This window comes from Methylomonas sp. (assembly GCF_023228165.1).
Lineage (GTDB): Bacteria > Pseudomonadota > Gammaproteobacteria > Methylococcales > Methylomonadaceae > Methylomonas.
Genome location: NZ_JALOBS010000017.1, coordinates 73,009 through 92,711 on the forward strand (window position 1 = coordinate 73,009; position 19,703 = coordinate 92,711).

General features: G+C 43.7%; 18 protein-coding genes. 13 read left to right on the plus strand and 5 right to left on the minus strand.

What is annotated here, in order from left to right; translation table 11 throughout:
• Window positions 1-501 precede the first annotated feature (501 nt).
• Window positions 502-1,515: a hypothetical protein gene (locus M0R33_RS13995; RefSeq protein WP_292570315.1), complete on the plus strand. Its 1,014-nt coding sequence runs from the start codon at window positions 502-504 to the stop codon at window positions 1,513-1,515.
• Between the two features lie 3 nt (window positions 1,516-1,518).
• On the opposite strand, the gene M0R33_RS14000 is transcribed toward M0R33_RS13995, so the two are convergent.
• A complete protein-coding gene (locus M0R33_RS14000) occupies window positions 1,519-2,142 on the minus strand; it encodes a hypothetical protein (RefSeq protein WP_292570318.1) in 624 nt (207 codons plus the stop codon).
• A 103-nt stretch (window positions 2,143-2,245) separates the two neighbouring features.
• Here M0R33_RS14000 and M0R33_RS14005 point away from each other — a divergent pair, with 103 nt between their 5' ends.
• Complete coding sequence (locus M0R33_RS14005; protein WP_292570321.1) at window positions 2,246-6,022, plus strand: DNA gyrase subunit A; 3,777 nt, start codon at window positions 2,246-2,248, stop codon at window positions 6,020-6,022.
• A gap of 44 nt (window positions 6,023-6,066) precedes the next feature.
• On the opposite strand, the gene M0R33_RS14010 is transcribed toward M0R33_RS14005, so the two are convergent.
• On the minus strand, window positions 6,067-7,023 hold the full coding sequence (locus M0R33_RS14010; protein WP_292570324.1) for a hypothetical protein: 957 nt from the start codon (window positions 7,021-7,023) through the stop codon (window positions 6,067-6,069).
• A gap of 16 nt (window positions 7,024-7,039) precedes the next feature.
• Between M0R33_RS14010 and M0R33_RS14015 the strand changes: the two genes are divergently transcribed.
• The 5 genes from M0R33_RS14015 to M0R33_RS14035 all read left to right on the plus strand — a co-directional run bounded on the left by M0R33_RS14015 (window position 7,040) and on the right by M0R33_RS14035 (window position 10,782).
• A complete protein-coding gene (locus tag M0R33_RS14015) occupies window positions 7,040-7,927 on the plus strand; it encodes a hypothetical protein (protein ID WP_292570326.1) in 888 nt (295 codons plus the stop codon).
• 101 nt (window positions 7,928-8,028) lie between these two features.
• Window positions 8,029-8,649, plus strand: coding sequence for a hypothetical protein (locus M0R33_RS14020; RefSeq protein ID WP_292570329.1), 621 nt, complete (start codon window positions 8,029-8,031; stop codon window positions 8,647-8,649).
• Window positions 8,650-8,765: 116 nt separating this feature from the next.
• Window positions 8,766-9,461 (plus strand): hypothetical protein, encoded by a 696-nt coding sequence (locus M0R33_RS14025; RefSeq protein ID WP_292570331.1) that lies wholly within the window; start codon window positions 8,766-8,768, stop codon window positions 9,459-9,461.
• Window positions 9,462-9,521: 60 nt separating this feature from the next.
• Complete coding sequence (locus M0R33_RS14030; RefSeq protein WP_292570334.1) at window positions 9,522-10,361, plus strand: hypothetical protein; 840 nt, start codon at window positions 9,522-9,524, stop codon at window positions 10,359-10,361.
• Between the two features lie 76 nt (window positions 10,362-10,437).
• On the plus strand, window positions 10,438-10,782 hold the full coding sequence (locus M0R33_RS14035) for a hypothetical protein (protein ID WP_292570337.1): 345 nt from the start codon (window positions 10,438-10,440) through the stop codon (window positions 10,780-10,782).
• Window positions 10,783-10,814: 32 nt separating this feature from the next.
• On the opposite strand, the gene M0R33_RS14040 is transcribed toward M0R33_RS14035, so the two are convergent.
• On the minus strand, window positions 10,815-11,234 hold the full coding sequence (locus M0R33_RS14040; RefSeq protein WP_292570340.1) for a hypothetical protein: 420 nt from the start codon (window positions 11,232-11,234) through the stop codon (window positions 10,815-10,817).
• Between the two features lie 71 nt (window positions 11,235-11,305).
• On the opposite strand from M0R33_RS14040, the gene M0R33_RS14045 reads away from it, so the two are divergent.
• From M0R33_RS14045 to M0R33_RS14070, 6 genes are all read left to right on the plus strand, one after another.
• Window positions 11,306-12,379, plus strand: a complete 1,074-nt coding sequence (locus tag M0R33_RS14045) for a hypothetical protein (RefSeq protein ID WP_292570343.1) — start codon at window positions 11,306-11,308, stop codon at window positions 12,377-12,379.
• A 63-nt stretch (window positions 12,380-12,442) separates the two neighbouring features.
• A complete protein-coding gene (locus M0R33_RS14050) occupies window positions 12,443-13,174 on the plus strand; it encodes a hypothetical protein (protein WP_292570345.1) in 732 nt (243 codons plus the stop codon).
• 115 nt (window positions 13,175-13,289) lie between these two features.
• Entirely contained in the window at window positions 13,290-13,676 is a 387-nt protein-coding gene (locus tag M0R33_RS14055; protein WP_292570348.1) for a hypothetical protein, read from the plus strand.
• 87 nt (window positions 13,677-13,763) lie between these two features.
• The gene (locus M0R33_RS14060; RefSeq protein WP_292570350.1) at window positions 13,764-15,035 is read left to right on the plus strand and encodes a hypothetical protein; all 1,272 of its coding nucleotides are present in this window, start codon (window positions 13,764-13,766) and stop codon (window positions 15,033-15,035) included.
• A 66-nt stretch (window positions 15,036-15,101) separates the two neighbouring features.
• Complete coding sequence (locus M0R33_RS14065; RefSeq protein ID WP_292570352.1) at window positions 15,102-15,680, plus strand: hypothetical protein; 579 nt, start codon at window positions 15,102-15,104, stop codon at window positions 15,678-15,680.
• A 77-nt stretch (window positions 15,681-15,757) separates the two neighbouring features.
• Window positions 15,758-16,477: a hypothetical protein gene (locus M0R33_RS14070; RefSeq protein ID WP_292570355.1), complete on the plus strand. Its 720-nt coding sequence runs from the start codon at window positions 15,758-15,760 to the stop codon at window positions 16,475-16,477.
• Here the strand turns inward: M0R33_RS14070 and M0R33_RS14075 are convergent.
• Window positions 16,470-18,959, minus strand: coding sequence for a helicase-related protein (locus M0R33_RS14075; protein ID WP_292570357.1), 2,490 nt, complete (start codon window positions 18,957-18,959; stop codon window positions 16,470-16,472). The two genes, M0R33_RS14070 and M0R33_RS14075, sit on opposite strands and share 8 nt — an antisense overlap.
• Window positions 18,960-19,360: 401 nt before the next feature.
• Window positions 19,361-19,588 (minus strand): hypothetical protein, encoded by a 228-nt coding sequence (locus M0R33_RS14080; protein WP_292570359.1) that lies wholly within the window; start codon window positions 19,586-19,588, stop codon window positions 19,361-19,363.
• Window positions 19,589-19,703: the final 115 nt, after the last annotated feature.

A 19,703-nucleotide genomic window follows, 5' to 3' on the forward strand; every position in this document is an offset into this window, starting at 1 on the left:
TGCTAAATTATAAGACGAATTTAGCAAATTATCCCTATAAAAATTATAAAATTTTACAATGATTTGTTTGTTAAATTATAACAATATTACAAATAATTTTCTTGTGAAATTTTATATTTTGGCAAATTTTTATTTGCCAAAATATGAACAATAATAATATAACATCAAGAAAAACTGTGAGGATTGCTTCGCGCATATCGTGCTTTTACTGAAAAAATGCTCCGAGGTTCGGATTTGCGCGAGCGGAAGCAGTATCGCTGTGATCGATGTGGAAAGCAGTTTGACTTTCTTTCATTTTTATCTCGACATAAAAGCAAGAAAAATCCATGCATAGCTCCGGACATCACGGATGTACGGAATCCGCTTCGATGTAGTATCTGCCATAACGTATATTCATCGAAAGAATATCTGATTGTACATCTGCGCAGATGTAGCGCACGGAACGCCGAAAGAGAAACACTTACGAACGAATGTCGAGAAATCGAAAACAAAATAAGTGCGATGAAATTGGTTGCCGAAAAATGGCAACATGCATTGGAGGATAAGCAAATTCAAATACACGCGATTGACGCACTGCGGAAAACCGTAGATTCGAGTGTTGCTCCGCAACAAACATCCGCATGCGAAAATACTTCTCTTGAACTCACTGGTGTGAAGCACTCCGAGGATTTCCAAGATCGAGACTCTGCCGAACTAGAAAGAGACTCTAAAGGAAAAAAGCCATGTGAATCCGAAAATCAGGAAACAAAATACGCGCTGAGCGATAATACTCCTAAACGAGAAATACGCGGAGATATTGCGGCATTGCCAATTGTGCCAAGCATCCATGAACAATGCACTCTTCTTGCAAGTATTCCAGTATCTGCAGAGCTCCCGCGAAGTGGTCGAACGCTGCAGAGCAGTGACCCCTCCGGGAGAGCCTTTGGCGAGCTCGGCAAAGCCTCGACCGCGAAGCGGGAGCTACAAATCCAAGCAGACTCAAAACCCGACGAAAAAGATGAAATTTTTCCCATGCCAATATCGCAATGCGCAGAGCCAGGGATTCGAAATTGTTTAGATCCGAATATTTCTTATATGACCGAATGCACAAATGCGGCGTTTGAAGAATGGATTAACAAAAAGTCATATTTGCGAGTTGTAGTAGCATTTGTGAAATATTTATGGTTCTATGAAGCACATCCAGAAAATCATAGTATGCGCGCCATCATTGTCGTTCGGGCTGATTTTTCTTTTCGCGAAATCGAAATCATAGAACAAGGAAAATGGGTACTTTACACATTCGACACGGCAATGGTAAAAATTAGAGGATATCTTCTCGAATTTATTCGAGAATATTTCAAAAAACGAAAATCCTTGGACAATACGACTTTTCCAGAATTTTCCAGTGATATGGATGAGCAAATTGAACTCCATTGGCATGATGCGAGAATGATACGCACGATAGACGATTCGATTAACTACATGGTCTTCAGTAAGCAAATTTACGCCGAACGCGAGATTTTAGCATCATACTAATTTCTATTGCGTTGAAATTGGTATAACAGTTTCATATTTTTCTCCGAAATGAACTTGCGCAATTTGATATTTTGCATGGTCGCTAATTAATTGATTGATTATTTCAGAGAAACAACTAATAAAATTCGTTATGAGCGTATCGAATCGTTCCGTAACTGTTTCGCCATTAATAATATCAGTAAATTCTTCAGGCGGCGACTCTGGCTTCGGATCCGGCGCAAACGACCACAAAAATTTCTTTATCTCCCGATAAAAATCGCATGGATACCTTATCACAATTTGTGCAATCGCCGCTTTTTTTGGGTCGTCCTCCGCTGGATCGAAAAGGTGCTTACCAAATGTGATGACAAAATTAGTATTAAAAACGTTCGGCGGAGCTACAGTACACGCATCTGGAGTTTTATGCGTTCCGCAACTTCTGCTATGCGAGCAGTGAAGAAGATATCCTTTTCTTGTTGGGAAGCTTCTTGTGCATTTATCGCAAACCCATTTTGGTTGTTCAGGATTTTTACGTATCTCATGTGTGTCCGCCGTTGCCATTATTGCGCGATTGCTTCTATATTCGATGCGATGGTGGAATTTAATAGAAAGCGCGCATATTTCGCGAATTATTTTTTTGTCACCCATAAAATCTCCTCTGCGAAAAAAGAAGACTTTATCCCTTTAGCGCTCAGTCTTCTTTTGAATATGAAATGCTACGAAATATAAGCACTCGCGCCGCGAGTAAACCATGGCAGATAGTGCGCAGCAGATAGAAGATAAATACCCGATTATCGATATTTCAGAACATGTCCGAGATAAAGATATGTGGGCTGGCTCAAAAAATGCCTCAGAATCGCAAGAATTGGTATTCACAGTGGCAAAATCGCCGCAAGGAAGTAGCGATGCGCCGCCAAATTCGCGAATATCTGCCGTCGCAGAAACGCTACTGTTTTCTCCTTGCGCGTATAAATGCCTGGATGAGCCGATTGTTAATGCTCTTGACCATTTCGTGCGCTGCAATATTGCGGCGAAAAATGGCAAAAAAGTAACAATAATCTCGGCGAATATTTGCTTAACGGGCGAACATCGCGGCGAAATAGAAATCCGCAATGATGGCGCCGGCATTGAAATCGCGTTCCACAATAAAGCGCAAATGTATGTCCCGCAGCTCATTTTTGGTGAATTATTTCGCGGGTGCAATATTCACAAAGATAATGCCTCGGACATCACTGGCGGCACAAATGGAATAGGCGTCAAATTGACGAATATCCATTCCACGCGATTTTGCGTGGAAACAGCCGATGATAGCGGGCAAGTGTATTCGCAAACATGGGAAAATCATATGCGCGTCTGCGGGAAGCCGATAATTACGCGAAGAAAAAAAGGCGCACACGAAACAGGAACGCGACTGATTTTTACTTTGGATTATGGTGAATTGAATACGATGCCGGAAACCGCGGGAAAATTGCTAATGCAGCGCATGATATTCGCCGCGTTGTATGTGCGTTCTTTCGCAAAGAATCAATGCAGTGTTTATTTCGGCGATATATGCGTGAGTGATTTCACAGCAGAAGAATTAGCGGCGAGTATTTTAGGCGCTGAACGCATTCATTCCGCAATAATGAAGCCGAAAGTTGGCGGGCGAATGGCGCGCGATGATAAATTCACGTGGACTATTTTCGCGGCAGCAAATCGCGATTTGCTGACTTCCAGCCGCGCAGCCATTTCCGTCGTTAATGGCATAATTGTCCCGATTGGCAATCATATTGATAAAGTATTTTCTATTATTCTCGAAGGCGTCCGCAAAGAATGCAAGAAAGATGCGCTTCTAAAAGAAGAAACTATCATCACTCCTGCTTTGTTGCGCGGCGTTTTATCTTTGTTAATCGTCGCGCGAGTTGGAGAAGTCGGCTGGAGCGGTCAAAGCAAAGATAAATTGACTCTACCGAAAGAAATACTCGCCGGATATGATGAAATTCCTGCGAAATATTTACAGCCGATTGTCGAATTGGCGCATGTCGCTATTCTTGAACGATTTGTCAAAAAGTCGCAGAGAACGACTATCCAACATTCGAAAGAAATAGAATTGCCATCGAGCAAATATAATCGCGCTATTAGTGCCGGCACGCGAGAAGCTCATAAATGCAGATTATTAACTGTCGAAGGCGATAGTGCAATGAGCCAAATCCGAAACGGCATTACGCGGATTTTGAAGCCAAAATATTATGGCGCGATGTCAATGGGCGGCGTGATTATGAATGCGCGCAGAATTTGCCCGCGCATTAGCGATACTTCCGCGCTGCGATTGCTTAGGAAAGAATTTCTCAGTAATCAGTTCGTTGCTGCTTTCATTGCCGCAGTTGGGCTCGATTTCTCGCTGAAATACGAAACACCAGAAGAAATGAAGCACCTGAAATATGGTGGCGTTATTGCGTGCGTAGACCAAGATTATGATGGAATCGGCAATATATTCGGGCTGTTAATCAACCTCTTTGCGGCATTCTGGCCAGCTCTCATAGAAAACGGTTTCATCCAGCGGCTCTCAACGCCGATTCAGAGGGCTTATCCGAAGAATGGCGGAGAAGTTTTGGAATTTTATTCCGACCGCGAAGTAGAAGATTGGCGAGCAATCGCCGGTGAAGCAGGCGAAGCAAAATACAATATTAAGTACTATAAAGGTCTTGGCACTCATAGTACCGCCGAGATGCTGCAAATCTTTAATCATTTCGCAGACCATCTTTTCCGCTTTAAATTCGACGCAACAGCAGAACATCTTTTCGAGGTATATTATGGCGAAATTCCGCAATTGCGCAGAGAGCAACTTTCGCTGCCATGTACGCGTTTGCCATCGGAATTGCTCGCCGAAATCGAGAAGATGAAGATTATTCCTTGTTCTATTATGCTGACGACGGATGTCGATGTTTATCAGCGGGATAATCTCGAAAGAAAAATCAATTCCGCGATTGATGGATTTAATCAATCCGGGCGAAAAGTGTTCCACGGCATTGTGAAAGCATTCAAGAAGAAATCCACCGCCGAAATGAGAGTTTCGCAGCTCGCAGGCGCGATTTCGCTCACAGAAAATTATCATCACGGAGAAATGTCACTGGAAAAATCTATCACGAAAAAAGCATTTCTCGCGCCTGGCGGCTGTCAATTGCCCATTCTCGTGCCGCTTTCGATGTTCGGCTCGAGATTAATGGGCGGCAAAGATGCTTCAAGCCCGAGATATGTCCACACGCGCCCAAATACGCGCCTAAATCAATTGCTGTTTCCGATGGTCGATTATCCGCTCTTGGAATTTAATTTCGATGAGGGAAAGCAAGTTGAGCCGAAATATTATGTGCCGATTTTGCCAATAGCGATTCTCGAATCTGCGAAATTGCCGGCGCATGGCTGGGGAATGGCAATTTGGGCTCGAGAAGTAATGGATGTGATTTCACTCGTCAGAGCGAAAATCGTCGGCGCTGAATGCGGTTATCTTCCTTTGCGCCCGTGTTGCTTTCCTACGGCTGGCGGAAGGCGTGAAATAGAAGCCGAATTGCATTTCCCGGCGCAATATTACGATGATACATTTCGCGTTATTACTTCGCCTGCAGATGGCGAATACGCACACGCGCGATGCAAATGGAAAGGCATTATTATCTCCAAAGGCGGAGAAGAGTATTCTATTGGGAAATATGAGATTCGTGGCGAATCGATTGTCATCACTGAATTGCCGTTGCGCGTGTGGACAATGCCATATATTGAAATGCTCGGGAGACGTCACAATGCGGATGTAGACGCATCGCCAATAGAAAAGATTGCTAATAATTCCGATATGTCGGATGTGCGCATCGAGATAAAACTTAAGCCGGATGGATTAGCGCAGATTCTCACAATGCCGCGCGGAAATATCGGCGACCCAATTATTGAATTCTTCCTCTTGCGCAATAAACTGCAGAAGTATTTGAATTTCGTTCAGCCGGATTTAGCTGTGCGCGAATTCAAGTCTTATCGCGAAGTTGCGGATTATTGGTTTCCATTTCGCCGCGATTTGTATGCGCGCCGCATTGAGCGCGAAGTTGCGTTGATGGAACTAAAAGAGAAATATTATTCGGAGATAATCCGTTATATCGATGCGGGAATTGAAGCGAAGAAATATTCCGATGATGAATTGGAGACGATTCTAAATGGTGCGCAATTTGTGCGCTTCAATCGCGCGCGATTATTTGAGCCGGGATTTTTGCGAACGCGCGATGAATTGCGCGCCGAAATTATCGGCGGCAAAGGAGCATCGTTTGAATATCTGATTTCACTTGCGGACAAAAATAAGACGATAGAGGGGCGCAAAAAATACGATACACTTCTTCGCGACACTGGAAGCGAGCGGCGAACACTCCAAGCGCGCGCTGCACTTCCGCCATTTACAGCAGCGCAAATCTGGCTGGATGAGTTGGATGCGCTCGAAGTTGTCATTAATGACGGGCGCGCAACGGATTGGCTATTTGGCGATAAGGAATTATTCAAATTCACTACAAAATAGAAAAAATGAATGCACGAAATTATTTTTTGGATTATTTTTTTGGATTATTTATGAATGAGTGAGAGAATTAGCGCATTTAGCGTACTATCACCAGAGAATTTAAGAAGCGTTCCATCAATTTTATATTTTGCAATAATCTTACGCGCGAATGCGTATTGCTTATGGTCGATTGCATATTGTGCTGCTGTTGCGCAATTTGTATCGAAATGATACGCATCTGATATCTTAAGCAATATTGTTTCGAGGCTGGAGAAATTTTCGCACTCAATCGCGTAATTCGCTTCCTCCCAAGAGAACGGAACATCGATTTCCATTTGACGGGTGACATCGAGAAGAAAATTTGGCACACTCGCGGCATTTGCGATAATCGTTTGCCATGTTGTAGCTTTCGCGAATAATTGCGCTTTTTGCCAAGTGTTTATGGCATCGCTCGAAAGTGGGCATGGAGATGCATTTTCGCGTATCGCGAGATAAAGCGGATTTATGCGGAAATCAGTGCATCTCTTCCCGAATACTGCGGCAACATTTAACATTGAAACTGCGAAATGCATTCGCGCTGCAGAAATCGCAATTGCGTTATACGCTTCTGCAATGCGCTCTTGAGGCAAATCGGCATAATTTTCGCCAAGAAAAATCCTCATTCCCAGCGCGACTTCATCTAATTCGCACGCCAATATGATTGCGGGCATAATATAAAATCTAAGAGTAGTATTCATTTGTGGCAACTCCATGAGCGATTTAATCGCATCTTCATCTTTGTGCAGAATAGCGAAGCCGAGTATTTGCGAAATGTGGCAGATGAGAAAATCTATGGGCAGCGTTGCATAATCCGCCGTCAAATGAAATCCGCCGCCGGCATGAAATTGCGCGCAAACGGCGATATCCCCAGCGCTCGCTTCTTCATCGCCGCATTGGAATAAGCACCTTCTATTCGTGTCGCAAAGGGCGCAAATTGCGTTCATTCTTTGTTGTATATTAATTTGTCTATTAGCGGCTTTCAATTTGTGAGTTTTTTGAATGGCGAAATCTGAGGATAATTCGGCAATGAGTGTGGCGGAGTTACAACTGTTTCGCGGGAGTGTTTTGGCGAGCGATTATGCCGTTTTGGAACAACTATTCGCTACGATAATCAATGCATCAGAAGAATCCATACCATGTAAATTTAAAATAATCCTAACAATGCGCGCTGTTTCGCGCGAATGGCGAGATGCGATCGATACGTTTTTATGCGCGCAGAGTAGCATTATCTTTGATTGTCTCGAAATGGTGTATAATAAATTTCGCGTCTTTCCGATAATGCTCGCCGAAGGCTCGCTCGCTACGCGAGTGCTCAAAGGAGATTTCTCATTGGCTCGCGCGAAAATAGAAAAGATTGTTCGCAAAAATGGGACGCATTGCTTTCTTCCTTTGCGCGTAACTCTCACGCGCGGAATGTTCGCCGCCGGCATACCGGCAATCACCATCCTGTTTATCTTAGATTCGTTGTTTGGCGAAGATGCTTGCATATGTAGCATGCTAAATGAAATTTTAAAGATGTGTAGCATTAAAGATGATGCTTCGGTGATATATTCTGCAATATGCATCGCATACACATGTCGCACCATCTCCATCATGCATATCACATGGGATGATTTTATTCCACAATTAATATCTGCATCTCGTTATTGTTTTGAATTGATGGATGCAGGAAGATATAATATTAATTTTGATATACGCTTAGTAGTAATCGATTTAATCGGAAAATCGCTATTATCCCATCCAGCGCATGTGATTGCAGATATATGCGAAGGAAAAGTCGAACGATTAACCGCCATGTGGCACATGAGTGAAAAAATAATGAACAAACATTACGATTTTCATCAAGTTAAGCAAATTATGACCGCATTTGCTGATGCGACTGCATAATAAAAATGGAATAACCAGTGCGCTTTTATTTTTTTGAAATGCAGCTCCCGCGAAGCGGTCGAGCCGAAGGCGAGCTTCCTCGAAATTAATAAACTCGGCAAATGCAAAATGCCTCCAAAGAAGCGGCAAAATGCAATTATGCAGTTTTAGAACAAGTTGTCTATGTGATTTTTAGCTCCCGCGAAGCAGTCGAGGCGTTGCCGACTCTTCGAAGCCTCGACTGCTTCGCGGGAGTTTTTTTGAAATTCGTATTGATAGAATCAACAATAACACAGTTAAACAAGCATCAAGAGGAGAAAATGACAAGCCTCGCTCAAATAATGTGTAATAATGTCGACCCTCTTTTAAACGCGATCATGTTCGGCACGAGCGTTGTCTACATTCCGGAGACACTTAAAACGATGCTTTGCTTGCGCGCAGTTTCATGCGAAATGAAGGGCGCTGTTGATGATTTCCTCCTGGCAAAAAAAGCGCAAATTTTTGCCAAGATTTCTGAAGCATCCCGTATTTGGTCCCAGAGTTTCAATTCTGAAGCATTTCAGCAAGCGACTGCCGCCGAGGTAGCAAAGAATCGCCTCTTTATACCAACGCTGCAAAATTTTGCACAGTTGTTGTTTAATAATGGTATGCCATCGAAACAACTCAAGCAGCATCTTATCGTCATTTTCGGCGACCGCAAGGCAGTCAAAAGGATTCTTTTAAATTTCCCGTGGGGATTTTAGTTGCGAAATATCAAGTTTGATGTAACGGAATTTTAGTTATATTGTTTTTTTTGAATTTCGTTTCGATAGAATCAACAATAGTGTCACGCGATAGACATCAAATAGAAGATCGCAAAATGGCAAGCTTGGTTCAAATCATGTGCAACAATATTGACCCTCTTTTAGACGCGATCATGTTAAACATGAAACGCCCGCTATGCATTCCGGAATCGCTTAAAACGCTGTTTCGCATGCGTGCAGTTTCGTGCGAAATGAAAAACGCCGTCGACAATTTTCTCTTGGTGAATAAAGCGCAAATCTTCGCCGCGGTTTCTGAATGCGTTCGTTTTTGGTCTCAGCATTCCGAAGTCGAAGCATTTCAGTGCGTGATTGCTGATGAGTTAACGACGAATGGACTCTTTCTGCCATCACCGCAAAATTTCGCGCGGCTGATGCACAAAGGAAATTTGTCAATGAGGCAAATTAAATGGTATCTCGATACTATTTTCGATGAAGAAGAAGCATGTGTGTTTGGTATCGCATACGGCATTTTGGCAATGCCGAAGTTCGCGAATATTGATATTGGCGATGAAACGACTCAGAACTCATTACTCGATATTTTATATGAGTTATTGGCATACGGCGAACCGGGGCTTAAATTCGTTGATTGGGACGATTTCATGCCGGTCTTTATCGCTGCAGATAAAATATCGAAAGTAACGCAATATGGACGTGGTGTTGGTATCGATTCTAAAATCACCCGTCTTTTCGATTTGGCTCTTTTGAAGAAACCGCTCGCGAAAGTGATATTCGAACGGCAACAATCGCCATAGGAGTGTTGTTTAATATTTTTTTGAAATTCGCGCCAATAGAATCAACGAATACGCCACTAAATGGAAACGACAGATGCGAATTCCTGCTTGGTTCAAAACATGTGTAATAATCTCGACCCATTATTCGAGGCGATTATGGGAAACGCTGAAAATCCGCAACATCCAGCGGATTGGCTCAGAACACTGTTTTGCATGCGCGCAGTTTCGCGTGAATTGAAACTCGCTGTTGATGAATTCTTCTTGAGGAACAAAGTGCTGATTTTTGCAGCGATTTCAGACGTGATTGCATCTCGGAGCAATAAATGTACCGTTGAAAAATTTCAACATGCCAGTGCCGTGGAGATTGCAACCGAAAGACTCTTTTTGCCCGCTCCACAGAATTTCGCGAGATTATTGTTTGCTGATTGTGTGCCGAGTCCGCAGATAAGATATTATCTCGAAATTATATTCTGCGAAGATGCTGTATGCGTATATGGCATGATGTATGGAATTTTGACATTATCAAAATTCGCGAATATTAGTGATGCCGATGAACCAACGCAACTTTCGGTTCTCAATATTTTGCTGAGTGTCTTCTTCGCTTATGATGACAAGAGTCTTAAACTCGTAGCTTGGGATGATTTTCTTCCGGCATTTATTGCAGCAAATAGTGCCACGGATAGTGTAGATTATGATAACGCAATTGTATTTTATCTTCTGCATCTTATAGAAAAGTCTCTTTTGAAACAACCGGTTGGCGCGTTGATAGCACTTTGCGAAAATAGTTACGAACAGTTAATCAAATTATGGAAATCCACCGCTAATAATATTGATTCGCATCACAACACTGACTCTATAAAGTTGAGCACAATTTGTGCGGCATTTATGGGGGCTGCTAAAATTCTTGAACCAAAGGAATAGTGAATAATTTGTGAAGTCTTCTTTTTTTGAAATCCGGAATCCTGCGAGTTATATAGCCATCACGCGCGAGTCGCAAATGCCAAAAAAAGACCCTTATGCTTGTAAATTTTCAACATGCACAACCGCTGCATCATTCGGATATATTGGCGGAAAACGCGAATTTTGCAGCAGGCATAAAAAATCAGGAATGATTAACGTCGTTCATCCTCGCCCGCGAGGATATAGGAAAACGCGGCAATGCCGCGATATTCCGAAAGAAACTTCGGCACAGCCGTCGGGGCTTTGCCTAATTCCAAATTCACGCAAAGTAAATACGCCACATACGAAATTACAAACGCCGATTCTGCGTATCGGCATAATGACAAAGCAACAATGCAAAACAATCATCGCAATTCTGCGCAAATGGAAAAATGCCGCGTAGTGCGCGTCAATTCTTTTTTTATCCGCAGCGTGCTAATGCTTCAATCCCCATTCCACGAGAAAATCGCGGAAGATATTGGTCCATACTTCATCCCCGCGAACGCGCGCGATGAAATCCCAAAGCATATCACGATTTGTATCGAGAAAGCGAGCGGCAACATCTTCATCGTGTTTTAATAAGAAAAAGAAAATCCACATGAATACATCCAGATGCTCAGAGAATATAGAAATATTATCAACATTTACCATCTCTTCTGCAAGATTCGCGAGACAACACTCTACATTCATTTTTGTCTCAGTCAACCAAACTTCAACAAAAAGAAGCCGAAATAATTCATGTTTCGCGTGGAATGCCTGCCGTAACTCCGCAAATGCAGCGATTTTCGCGCGCCATTCGCCGCGAATGTCGAATTGCATTCGCGTGCGAATTGCTTCGCGAATTGCGCTATCCATTTGCTGCTATATTTTGATTTCGCGACGAAATCCGCCCTTTCAAAATTTGAATGGCGCATCATATATAAATAATGGCTACTCCTGCAGCTTCTCGCCCTTCAAAATCGGCAAAAGGTACGCCACAATCCGCGGTTTATAACCTGCAAAACCCTATAGTCGAGAAATTCGAAGACCATGAAATAGTCCCTCATTGTTCGCCTGAATTTCAGAAACTCTTACCAACGGTGTTCAATGTTCATCAATGTTCGCTAATTATTCGCGGAATAAATCAAGGAATAGCCAATGCAATTCGCCGCGCTATTTCTTGCGAGTTAATACTTAAACAACTCAAAATGGAAGAATTCGTCACTAACGACCGCTTTCTTCAGCGCGATTTAATCCTAAAACGAATCGCACTTATTCCTATTAATCAATCGATTCATCTCGGTGCGCGATTCGAATTATCAGCGGAAAATCCAGACAAGAGCATTCCTCTCGATATTAAATCTGCTGCGCTTGTCCAATCTGGTAGTGATACGAAAACTCGCCAGTTTAATGAAACTTTCACGCTATTCACTCTTGCGCCAAAGAAAAGTGCGAAAATGAATGCGATTGTGGTAGAAGCGCCTCAATCGTCGACAGACCCGGCTGATACACCGCCGAGCGTTGCATTTCGCGGGACTGCAATTCCTCTCGACCAACGCCCAATTGACCAATTCGCGCCGAACGAAAAAGAGCCGCATTTGCCATACAACGATACTGCAGTTTATTTGAAATCATCAAGTTTGAGTTTTCCGCATGATTTTCTTATTAAATTTGGCACAAACGGCAATATTCGAACGGCAGATTTGCTGAAAATGACGCTCTCTTCTATTGTTTCGCGTTTGGAGCGTACTGCAAAACTAATTCCGCAGACGATTAACACTGGCGAAGTAAGTGTGTTGGCAATCCCAAATGAAACGAATACTATCGGCGGCATAATTCGTTGTGGGATTTTCACGCGATATCCGGATATCGATTTTGCTTGTGATTGCGATGATACGCAAACTCGCGCAATTCTCATCAAAATTCTCGATAAGATGCCGCTGGAACAGCAAAAAGTAATGATTGGCGAAGTACTCAATGATGCGATTACGTCGCTGAAGAAAATCAGTGAGAAAATTTAATGCGATTGGTGCGCAAAATTAATTTTTTTCACTAAAAGATTGCTTTCTTTGAATATATAAAAAATGGCAGTATCTGGCAATAATTTCGCATATTTGTTGATTCAAGAAACAGAAAATTCCAAGAAGATTCTCCAATTTGTTCAGGAGAACCGCGAGCAATTTATTCGCGCAGCGTTTCAAATTCGCATATTGCGCGAGTTTGATGATGCGTTACTTACGAGATTTAATATTACGCGATTGCCTGCGTTGATTTTGAGCAATGGCAGTGTTGTGGTTGGCTTTGCGGCGATTTCCGAAGCATTACGTGGTGCAACTGGGCTACATTCGCCATATGCGATAAATATGCAATCATATCAAGATAGATGCATGTACGCAAAAGATGACGATGATTTGTCCGAAGACGCTGATGAAAAGCGCACGGAAATGTATCAAAAGAAAATACGCCAACTTAATAGTCGCCGCGGTTGTGTAATGCCGCCGGACGGTGCGCCCGCTGCTGATGTCGCTCGGCAGAGCCTCGACGCATCCGGCGGTGCCGCAAATGCGCCACGCGCACAGGGCGAAATTGCGAATGCTCGGCAAAGCCTTGACGCAGTTCCTCGGAATGTCCGAAAGCCAACTCATGTGGAAGAAATTCCAGCTGCTCCAGCTGCTCCAGCAGCACGCGCTGCTCCCACGGCGCCTCCACGTGGAGGCAGAGGAGCACCCAGAGGCGCGCCGAAATCATTCGAAGATGGAGAACGCCTCTGGTTAGAAAATACCGTACACGGCGGCGATAGTACATTTACAATATAATGCGAGAAAATAACATGGCATATTAAAAATAATTATCCTCCACCATATAAAAATGGCAGCGAAACCACCATCCGCGGCATCAGAATTCTGTAATCGCATATCACGGATTTTCATCTTGATTGGCAAACAACTCGAAACCGAAGAAGACAAAGCGCTCCTGGATGACATTAAGCGAAAATATCAGTTTTTTAGAGATACTGCCGGCGTTGAAAGTGTGATGGATGAAGCCGGAGAAGCACTTTTATCTTTCGATGAGCAGATAGCAAACCGCAATGAAGAGTTTTTCGCTAAATGCAAATTAGGTGAAGTTATCACAAATAAGAATCGAAAGAGAATCGCCGAAAACGCGGGAATTTGTGGAACTTCACCGGAAAAAATGTTTGCAAAAATGCAGTCTCGCGCTGCGGTTGTATTGGATGCACAAACAAAATCGAAGATTTTCGATTTGGCAGAAGAGTTACTGCAAATTTACGCGCAGAGCGAACTTGCGAAAAATAAGTGAAAATCGCGAATCGCACTTCGCGCTTCTTTTTTGCGCGAATGATTGTCGTTTTGGAGGAAACAGCGAAATGAAAATATATATTAATCGATGGCGGCGGTCAAAATCAAGCAGAAGAAAGTGCATCTCGCGGAATCCAATGATGAGCAGAAGTTAGCAGGCATGTTCGATAAAGTCCTCAACAGTGAAATCGGCGATGTTAAAGTCTCTTATCCGCGCTATCTGCGGCTCTGCGAGCTCATAGCGCGCATTTCGAAGGTTATCAGTCTTTTCTCGCAAAGCAATATTTTCGCGAATTTCGCATCGGCGCGCAAAGATTTGCTGAAATTTTTAGACAACATCAGCGAGTTTCAGTCAACGCATCTTTTCTTTCGCGCAGCAGAACAGCCGATCACGGATATAGCCGCTGCAACGCAGTTTACATTGACGCCAGAAGAGACAAAAATCTTTACGCGTATATATCCTGAAATTCGCGAAAAAGGCGTCGTCAGAATGCTCATCATTACTTGCGACCGCATTGTCGCATATAAGACGTATCTTTCAAATCCGGAATCTCTGAACGGCATATTTCTTGAGAACATGTCCGAACGCGGATTTCACCCATTCGCGTTTTGCGAATTCAATATTCGCGATGCGTATTTGAGCGGCTCAGAAGAAGAGAAGAAACTAATCTTATTTACTTTACATAAGCTTCTTATGCTCACTGGCATTCTGTATGGAGAATTATCATCGCCGGATATTTGCGTTGATGACCTCGCGAGTACTATTCTCGAATGTGTGGAGAAATTGTCTAAAGTGCCAAAATTGAGCCGCTGCAGAAAGGCATTCCAGAAGATTTTACAAGGAACAGATATGCTGAAGCAGAACTTTGGCGAATACTACAAAGATTACATACAAACGCGCACTCAATCTACTATTTTTGAGAGTTTTATTTCGGATGTAGCAAAGAAAAACGCAGAAGAAAGTGACCCAGAATTATCCATGCAATTCAAGAGGATAGTTGAATACTTCCGCGAAACAGCCGGCGCGAAAGTCGCCGAAAATAAAAGCCTGAAATTTCTCTTTGATTCAGTCGAGGACAAATTTAAGGTGCTGGATAAACAGACGACAAACACTGCACAAGTGAAAGAAGTCGCGAAAGAAGCGCGCCAAATGCTCGCGCCATCTGAAGGCGGCAAATTGGAGCCAGAACTGGCTGCTGAAGATGAACATTCGCGCGGCGACTCCGCCGAGCACGCCGAAGGCGCGACCGCAATGCGGGAGCAAAAAATTGACGATGCGAAACTTGATGAAATGATTCAGGCGCGCATCGATGAGCTCATGAAAGCGATGAAGCCGCCAACAAGCGGCGACGCGAAATAAATCGCCACGCGCGGCTATTTAACGCGCTTTTTTTTCGTCGGGCATTATTATACGAAATCATCTGCGATGGATGAAATAATCGTGTTCATATTTATCATTCTCTTGATAATCGTTATAACTGTCGCCACGCAATCGCGAAATGTACGCGATATTCCAACGGATTGCATTTTGGATGTTGCGTTAATTGCATCAGTTGTGTTTTTGCTTTATAGGACACAAAACGCTCAGCGAAGTGGTGTCGCCGAAAGCAAGCGCGAAGTCCCGAGCGCCGATACTATTTCCGTTGCGCCAGTACTCGTAGATGATACGCAGCCAAATAACGAAGCTCGGCAGAGCCTCGACCCCGAAGCGGGAGAAGAAATATCACCGCCCGGAAATCATGATGACGGAGAATTTCCCATGAATCCGCCGCCAAATTTGGAAACGCCTGAATATGCGGCAGACCAATTTTCATCCGACCAACTTACTGCATCTTCTTTCGACTTAAATACGCGAATTGCCGCTGATATGAGGCGCCGTGAACGCAACAAGCGAATGATAGATGGCGCAGTTGCAATTAATGCATCGCCGGGATTCCGCGAAATTTATCGGCAAGAATGCGATGAGTCCGAAAAGAGAATATGGTGGGAGGATGTTCTTGCTTAAAATATCCGTTTGCTACTATTTTTCTAAATCCAGCGGAAAATCTTTTTTTGATATAAAAATAGAATCAATCAGAAAAAATGCAGAACGCTGCGCAAAAGAAAGCAGTTTTGATTGTCGAAAATTCGCCAGATGCGAGAAGATTAGAATTATTGCGTAAATTGGGCATTTCGCGAACACCTCAGCCGTATCGCGCCGTGGCGAGCCAATCATCGGCGGCGATATTGCCGAAAACTAATCCGCCAGCGAAAATTATTCCGCCGGCGAGTGTTGCTATAATTCCCAAGCCGCTGCCCGTTGTGCCTGTAGTTATTGCAAAAGAAATCGTATCACCGCCCGTTGTGCCGGTAGTCGCAAAAGAAATAACACCACAGAAGCCAATTGCCGCGGCAATTATTCCACATTATAGCGAGGAATATCCTCGCGATAGCGATGAAATAATCCCGCGTGTTGCTCCAAGTGCAAAGTGCGATACCAAAGAAAAAATAGTGGTGTCAGAAATAGCAATCCCCGCGAGAATGGAGTCGCCATCTCTAATTGTCGAAAATCGCGAATTAAATGAGGTTCGTGCGGCATTACAGGCGATAACGGTCGCTACTTCTCTTGCGCCAAAAGTCATTGAAGCGGCGCGCGAAATAGTCACACCAGAGGTGCCGTGGCAGTGCCGAGTCGAAAAAAAGCAAACACCAATTGTCCCGCCGAACACGCACGCAGTGCGCGAGCCTTCGGCGAGCACTGCTGCAAGAGTGATTCTCTCGCCGAATATTTCCGCTATCGATATTGCGACATTGACTAAATAATTGCGAGGTCTTCATCATCTGATGCTGTTTCATACTTGCCGACGACTTTATCTTCTTTATTTTTTGCGATTTCTTGCTTTGGTTCTTGTTTTGCGCTTTCGACATGCTGTTTTGTTTCTGCAGTTTTTGCTTCCGCGGTTTTTGCTTCCGCGGTTTTTGCTTTGACGGCTGCTCGCGCTGCTTGCTCTTGCGCAGTAATCGCGCCGGCAATGGCAGAATAATCTGGCAAACTTTGGTCAACTTCCATGTACGCATTAATTCGCGGGTCGTGTTGATAAATTTTCACACCATAAATGCTTTGCGCGCTTGGAATGTAAAAATACGTATTGCCGCCGTATTGCACTTTGCGCGCGGAAACTGTATGCGTTTCAGCCGGAACGCATGGGTCGAGTGCTCGCAAATCGCGCATCAATTCCGCAGTGAATAGATTATGTTTATTGGGAACGCAAATACGACAATTTTGCCCACCATTTAGCGCGCATTCGATTGATACTTCTTTAAGCGCTTCTTCGAATGAATTAATGAGCTTTTTTCCTTGCATTGTCATTGCGAGAATTTCCTCATCGGTTGTGGTTCCTTTGAAGCCAGGAGGACCAACAGCAACATATAAATAAGTAGATACATTTTGCTCTTCTGGCGGCAAATCCGCATGCGAATTATTGCGAATGCCGCGCGCGCGAACTTGCTGAATTCTGCCATAATTCCAATACGGCTCGAGAATATGAATATGGCGCACGTGCATTAAATCGAGTCCTTCTGCGCCAGTTGAAGAAACAAGCAGAAGCGCGATTATTTCGCCATGCGCATTCTCTTTGGAATTGAATATATTGCGAATTATCTCTCTATCATCCGTAGGAATATCGCCGATTATTAGCGCGAATCGTTTTCCGCCGCCAACATCGAGCGGTAATTGTTTCTGCGGCGGCGTTTCAGGCGGCTGCGATTGTTGCGGAATTGCATTCGCATACATTTTCTCCGCCATGAGTTGCGAAGTGATACTTGTTGGCGGTTTGTCATCGAGAATTGGTACGGATTCATCGCCACTGCCATCTATTTTTTCGAGACTTTCTTGAAGCGCCTGCTGTTCTGCGGATTTAATGGGACGAAGTATTCCAACACCGCGGCTGGTTTTCTCTGGCAAAACGAATGCCGAATATCCATGTTGCTCCAGAAATCGCGCAAAGATGCCCAATCCGCCAATGCCAGTAAATTGCGAATAAATAAGCCCTAATTGTTTATCATGCGACGCAAGAATAACTTCCAACATTCTTTCGAATTTTACGGACTTTATAATGCCAGGTATCGCTGTTGGTTCTTTTATTTGTGTCAATCCTTTTGGCGGGCAATAATTCGAAAGCTGGCGACTCTGAACGCGATAAGTCGAGCGCGGTCCGCGCGGCTTCTGAAGTGGTCCCAAATCTTCGCGATTAAATACTCCAAAGCGTTCTGCGGATTCTGATTTTTCTTTGTCTCGCGCAAGAAGATAAACGCCGAATTGTTCTTCTTCCATTTTGCATTTTATTGTTTGCAAATCATATTCCTGAGGAAAACTCACGCCTTTGAGAACTGCATATTTCGTTTCTCCAGACACAGGTGCGCGTTCGGCGCGAATTCCTGGTGTGCTTTTTCTATCAACAAATGAAACGAGTCCGAATATGCGATTCTGGAAATAGTTTTTCTTTATGATGCTCGTTCCATCTTCGGAAACAAATTCGCGGCGGAAATCCTGATAATATTCTGTGAATAGCGTAAAATTGCGCGAACCGAGCATGTTAAAGCACACAGCGAGTTCGAAAGGGTCATGAACAATTGGTGTGCCACTCAGAAATACAATTTTCAAGTCGTGAGAACGCATGACGAGGTCGTATAATTTACTCGCATTCGCGGCGCCATTAGAAACTGCCCTAAAGAAATTATGCGCCTCGTCGACAATTAGCATTCGCCCATCTAAGCGAAGTTCATCAAGCAATAGTCCAATACGCGTCTCCAGCGATTGCCGCGTTAAATGCTCGGCGCTTCGTCGTTGCGCTGTTTCCATTTGCGCATACATATTCGAGGCGTTCATCGAAACAAAAGAGAAATGTTTATCTATCCATTCTTCGATTTCCGGTATTGATAATTTTTTCCAATTTGGGTCAAACTCACTGCGCATTTGATGATACTGGTGAATTGCAGCGCGCATATTCGTTATGAGCGATTTCGTCAGCAAAACAATAACCGGGCGTTCTTCTATTTGGTCAATTGCGATTGACATCGCGAGAAGGCTTTTTCCCATTCCCGTGCCATGATAAATGAGAAGTCCACGGGCAGTAGATGAAACATTGCGCATGTAGATGCGAACAATATTTTGATGATACAAAAGAAAATCTAATCCACTGTCCCATTTCGCGCTTTTCAGGTATTCGAAGAGTTCGACTGCAAAATTAGTTGAATTTCTATCTAATTCGCGCGTTTCACCTATTTCATCGCCACCATCTTCCATTATTTCGTGCGAATTCGCTACGCGAGCTCTTATATTCTTGTGTCGTGGAAGGTTCGAGAAGAAAATCTAACTCATTGCGCAAAAAAATAATAAAGCATGCGATTTCGCATGCGGGTGAAATATGCAAATCACATATTTACTTTGCCGCATGGCGAGAGCGACGAGAACGACGCTTCTTGCCTTCACCGCTCTTGCGCGAGCGACGACGAGCGCCTCCAGCTACACTTGCCGCATAGGGGCAACCTCCGTGGCGCTTGCCGCCACTCTTATGGGACCTGCGTGACCTTCTTCCTCCAGCGGGCATTTTATCTTCTCACGTTTGACACCTCGTATATATCTTTAGTTGGAATAACTTTTCGAAAAAAATAATTAATCGAATATGAAATATTTCGTGATGCGAATTATTTCGCAATGCCGAGTAATTTTGCCCGCAAATTTAATTCTCTTTCCTCTTGCGCGGAAAGTTTCTCTTTGCTACCAGTGAGGCGAACCACCAGCACAATAATGATAATGAAAACTAAAATTACGCCGATTAACATTGCCCAGCCCATCATCATGGAACGCGCTCCTTGCCCAATTTTATCGGCATTGGAAAGTGCCGGTCCCACCATCATCGCAGCGGTTGCCATTTTCTTGAAGTGACTATATATTCAGCTTCTCAAAAAATAAATAAAAATTCGCGTATTTGTGTTAATCTTAATATTCGAACGGCTCATGGTCCGGCAAACTGCGCGATGTGAAATC

Bases quoted from the DNA above. Each gene is read 5' to 3' on its own strand.
- M0R33_RS13995 (WP_292570315.1), top strand. From the start codon at position 502: ATGAAATTGGTTGCCGAAAAATGGCAACATGCATTGGAGGATAAGCAA.
- M0R33_RS14000 (WP_292570318.1), bottom strand. From the start codon at position 2,142: ATGGGTGACAAAAAAATAATTCGCGAAATATGCGCGCTTTCTATTAAA.
- M0R33_RS14005 (WP_292570321.1), top strand. From the start codon at position 2,246: ATGGCAGATAGTGCGCAGCAGATAGAAGATAAATACCCGATTATCGAT.
- M0R33_RS14015 (WP_292570326.1), top strand. From the start codon at position 7,040: ATGGCGAAATCTGAGGATAATTCGGCAATGAGTGTGGCGGAGTTACAA.
- M0R33_RS14020 (WP_292570329.1), top strand. From the start codon at position 8,029: ATGCAAAATGCCTCCAAAGAAGCGGCAAAATGCAATTATGCAGTTTTA.
- M0R33_RS14025 (WP_292570331.1), top strand. From the start codon at position 8,766: ATGGCAAGCTTGGTTCAAATCATGTGCAACAATATTGACCCTCTTTTA.
- M0R33_RS14030 (WP_292570334.1), top strand. From the start codon at position 9,522: ATGGAAACGACAGATGCGAATTCCTGCTTGGTTCAAAACATGTGTAAT.
- M0R33_RS14035 (WP_292570337.1), top strand. From the start codon at position 10,438: ATGCCAAAAAAAGACCCTTATGCTTGTAAATTTTCAACATGCACAACC.
- M0R33_RS14040 (WP_292570340.1), bottom strand. From the start codon at position 11,234: ATGGATAGCGCAATTCGCGAAGCAATTCGCACGCGAATGCAATTCGAC.
- M0R33_RS14045 (WP_292570343.1), top strand. From the start codon at position 11,306: ATGGCTACTCCTGCAGCTTCTCGCCCTTCAAAATCGGCAAAAGGTACG.
- M0R33_RS14050 (WP_292570345.1), top strand. From the start codon at position 12,443: ATGGCAGTATCTGGCAATAATTTCGCATATTTGTTGATTCAAGAAACA.
- M0R33_RS14060 (WP_292570350.1), top strand. From the start codon at position 13,764: ATGGCGGCGGTCAAAATCAAGCAGAAGAAAGTGCATCTCGCGGAATCC.
- M0R33_RS14065 (WP_292570352.1), top strand. From the start codon at position 15,102: ATGGATGAAATAATCGTGTTCATATTTATCATTCTCTTGATAATCGTT.
- M0R33_RS14070 (WP_292570355.1), top strand. From the start codon at position 15,758: ATGCAGAACGCTGCGCAAAAGAAAGCAGTTTTGATTGTCGAAAATTCG.
- M0R33_RS14075 (WP_292570357.1), bottom strand. From the start codon at position 18,959: ATGGAAGATGGTGGCGATGAAATAGGTGAAACGCGCGAATTAGATAGA.
- M0R33_RS14080 (WP_292570359.1), bottom strand. From the start codon at position 19,588: ATGGCAACCGCTGCGATGATGGTGGGACCGGCACTTTCCAATGCCGAT.